At 58.3% G+C, this 2,321-nt stretch carries 1 protein-coding gene; it reads right to left on the reverse strand.

Going from position 1 to position 2,321, the window contains the following annotated elements; translation table 11 throughout:
* Positions 1-2,161 (reverse strand): FimV/HubP family polar landmark protein (locus PSTU_RS0119925; protein WP_237709895.1); only part of this gene is annotated, 2,161 nt, incomplete at its 3' end.
* Positions 2,162-2,321: the final 160 nt, after the last annotated feature.

Genomic DNA, 2,321 nt, shown 5'->3' on the forward strand with positions numbered 1-2,321 from the left:
GCGCCTCTTGCTGCTGGTTGTCGCTTCCTTCGCTCATGACCTCGTCAAGAATATCGCGAGCACCCTCGGCATCACCCATGTCGATGTAGGCCCGCGCGAGGTCCAGCTTGGTGGTGGTCTCATCAGTGTCGGCAAAGAAGTCGAAGTCGTCATCAAGCGATTCAGGAGTCGGCGCGACAGGGTCAACCGTCATTGCTGGAGATCGATCAAGCGGCTCATTGAAGTCGCGCGACAAATCCTCAAGCTCTGCCTCGACCCCCTCCAACTCAGACGAGAACGATTCCGACGCCGCCTCTGCAACAGGCTCATCATCCAACGACAGATCGAACTCGTCCGGCATATCTGCGGGTTGCTCGGGGTCAGCAAGCACAAAGCCAAACTCGTCTACTGGCTCGCTCGATGCAGGCTTTGCCTCGTCTGCCAGACCCAGCAGCAAATCATCGTCAGCAATTGAGCTGGTCGGTTGCTCATTCAGATCAAGGGAAAAGTCTGCCAGCTCATCATCGAGTGAGGCTTTGTCAGATGTCGCAGGCTCACCCAGGTCAAAAGAAAACTCATCTGCAGCTTGGTCCTGCGCTTCCGCATTGAGATCAATCTCGTCGAAGTTAAACTCATCCAGTTCCGCAGTCGCCTCGCCAGCAGGCAGCACGGCTGGGGCCGCCAGTTCATCGTTCAGCTCAAGATCATCAAGGCTCAGGTCAAAATCATCATTCGCCTTTTGCGCCGCCACAGGAGCAGGCTCTTCCAACTCAAGATCATCCAGACTAAAGCTATCAAGATCATCGTTTGCCGAGCCAGAGGCCGCCACGCCGCCAAAACCTGCGGCCACCATTGCTGGATACCTGGCCTTTGTCTGCTCGATTTCTGCAAACGAGCCCCCTATTTCACGGAGCTCCGTCTCCTGCCGTGCGAAACCCTCTCGATCGCCGAGTTCGGCATAGACTTCCATGAGTTTCAGTCGCAGGTCGCCACGTTGCGGCTCGTCGTTCAGGGCATTCTGAAGCAGCTCCGCGGCCTGGTTAAAACGACCGTAGGCAATATAGATGTCAGCTTCTGCCAGAGGATCATTACCCGCACCAACAAACGAATCTGCAGAGGCCTGATCTGCATCGCCAGTGGCACCCAGATCAGCCGACTCGCCATCGGGCGAATCTAGGTCATGCTGTGCAACATAAAAATTATCAGTCGAGGTGTCGGCCAAAAGGCTTTCCTGCAATTCAGCCTCTTTCATGGCGTTGCGACGAGACAACACCATCAATCCGACCAGCAGGAGTAACAACGCACCACCGCCCAGAACGCCGAGTAGCACGGGACTGCCCATCAACTCGTCGACATAGCTATCGGCTTGTGGCTCTTGTGGAGCGGCAACCGGTGTCGCGGGCGCAGCTGGCGCAGCTGGCGCAGCTGGCTTGGGAGCCTCTGCCTTTTCAGGCTGAGTTACCTGAGGCGCAGCTTCCGGCGCGGGTTCGGTCACAGTATCAGCCTCAGGGGCAACTTCGGCCGCTGGCGGCGCAAGCGCAGCACTGGTGTTAGCCTCGTCGACCGAAGGAGATGACGAAGCAGCTGCCTCTGTTTCTGCCTCCGCGCCGGACGCCAATTGTGCCTGCAACTTGGCGAGCTGATCGTCTTTTAGCTGCATCAGACGCTGCAGCTTATCCAACTGCCCTTGCAGGTCGTTGAGACGATCCTTCAGGTCGAGATTTTCTCGACGACTGGAATCAAGGCTTTCTTCGCTAACAGCCAGCTTGTCGCGCAACGCTGCCGCATCATTACCGGCCCCACTATCGCTCCCGACGGTTGACTTGCCAGCTTCTGGGGCAACCAAGCGGAGATTGTCGCCCTGCTCGCTACGCGAAGGCGCAGCACCGGCAGAGCCGCGCTGAGTGGCGTCGAGCTGACGGACAGCCGGCGCTGCCGAGCCTGCAGCCTGTCGCCAGTTCGCGTTCTGCTGTGCGACCTGCTGAATCGCCTCGGCTTGCGAACGACTGCCAATCTGCTCAGCGTTAGGCAGACGCAGCACTTGGCCATTCTTCATTCGATTGATGTTATTGCCAATGAACGCGTCGGGATTGAGATCCTGAATGGCCAACATCGTCTGGTGGACCGTTCCGCCCTGACGTGCACGCTCAGCAATCTCCCAAAGCGTGTCGTTAGGCGTCACTTTGTGTTGGTTGCCGCCCTGCGATGCAGGACTGGTAACGGACGGAGACGTGGGTCGGGCCGCGACTTGCGGTGTAGCGGCAGGCCGGGAAACCGGAGCAGCAACCGGAAGTTGCGGCGCGACTGAAGCTGCGATCTCCGGCGAATAAAGTGGCGGGTCC

Origin of the sequence: Stutzerimonas stutzeri SDM-LAC, from assembly GCF_000235745.1 — a bacterium.
Lineage (GTDB): Bacteria > Pseudomonadota > Gammaproteobacteria > Pseudomonadales > Pseudomonadaceae > Stutzerimonas > Stutzerimonas stutzeri_H.